Source organism: Testudinibacter crocodili, assembly GCF_006228025.1.
GTDB lineage: Bacteria > Pseudomonadota > Gammaproteobacteria > Enterobacterales > Pasteurellaceae > Chelonobacter.
The window spans coordinates 1-1,182 of the sequence record NZ_VDHF01000172.1 but is presented as its reverse complement, the minus strand read 5'-3'; the positions used below and the strand labels follow the sequence as shown (position 1 = coordinate 1,182).

Annotated in this window: 2 protein-coding genes and 1 pseudogene; 1 reads left to right on the top strand and 2 read right to left on the bottom strand. The window is 29.5% G+C overall.

The annotated features are described in order from the left end of the window. Positions 1-227 (top strand): hypothetical protein (locus FHQ23_RS12665; RefSeq protein ID WP_267963724.1); only part of this gene is annotated, 227 nt, incomplete at its 5' end. A 5-nt stretch (positions 228-232) separates the two neighbouring features. Here FHQ23_RS12665 and FHQ23_RS12255 read toward each other — a convergent pair. Both FHQ23_RS12255 and FHQ23_RS12250 read right to left on the bottom strand, forming a co-directional pair. Beyond that, on the bottom strand, positions 233-988 hold the full coding sequence (locus tag FHQ23_RS12255; RefSeq protein WP_139614566.1) for a glycosyltransferase family 25 protein: 756 nt from the start codon (positions 986-988) through the stop codon (positions 233-235). Between the two features lie 75 nt (positions 989-1,063). Further along, positions 1,064-1,182 (bottom strand): annotated as a pseudogene (locus FHQ23_RS12250) (DNA gyrase subunit B); the annotation flags it as partial.

Genomic DNA, 1,182 nt, shown 5'->3' with positions numbered 1-1,182 from the left:
TTCTAGGAATTTTCTTTATGGTTTTTAAAAATGTATTTATGCTGAAAAGCATATATAGAAATTATATTATTTGGGGTACAACAGCTTTTATTTTATACTACTTTGTTATTAATATATTTGAATCTTTTTTCATGTTTAAAACAGGAGAGTATATACAAACTATTTTTTTAGGTTGTATATATAGTTTATATTTGAGTCAGACATTAAATAATAAGAAAGATAAATGACGAAACTAAATTCTGTATTTTAAATTATATATAAAACGACATATATTATCCTTTGTGGAGTAGTATTCTCTTTTTAGCTTAGATAAAATATTTAATGCAGATTTTGATCTACCTTCTTGAGTGATAATTGATTCTAGTTCAGCATCAATAATACAGGGAGGATATACTGAAAAATTTTCTACTTTATTCTCGTAGAAGCGTGACATTTGATCGTCTACAGGATAAATAATTTCATTAAAATAATTAATAAACTTCTGAGCGGTTTCAGGTGTTATTAAATAACCTGTAGTACAAATAAATTCACGAAAATATTTTGCAACAGTAAAATGTTGTGTTTTTGCAATAGTGATATATTTACTTGAACGATGGTTTTTATGAAGCCAGAGAAACTGATATTTTTCAGCCAAGTCATTGGCTTCCTGTAAAAAATATACAAAGTTATCTAATAAGTTTGCATCATCTTCTAATACGATAATTGGTATGCCATCATTTAGGCACTGCTGCCAAACTAGATAGTGGCTAGCAAAGCAACCTAGTTCAGATAGAGATAAATGACGACCTTTACGAGTAAAATGCTTCTCAGCATTATATTTTTTAAATAACGGATGGTTTGGTTCTTTTGTACCGTGAACAGCGGGGAAATATTCAATATTTAATTTTAACTCAGGATGTTTTTTTACTAATAATTTAAATTGTTGATCCATATGTTCTTTACGATCAACAGAAGTTTTTAAATTAATAACATAAATTTTAGGGATCATATTATTACCTGACTAAGACATTACTAGAATTTTGGCTAACAGTTTTACTGCTAGCCAAATAAACTGGTAATGAAACTAAATATCCAAATTCGCCTGTAACGCATTGCTTTCGATAAAGTCGCGGCGTGGTTCGACTTCATCACCCATCAGGGTGGTGAACAGTTGATCTGCAGCGACGGCATCTTTAATGGTGA

Excerpts from the sequence above, each read along its gene's own strand:
- FHQ23_RS12255 (WP_139614566.1), bottom strand. The coding sequence starts at position 988 with ATGATCCCTAAAATTTATGTTATTAATTTAAAAACTTCTGTTGATCGT.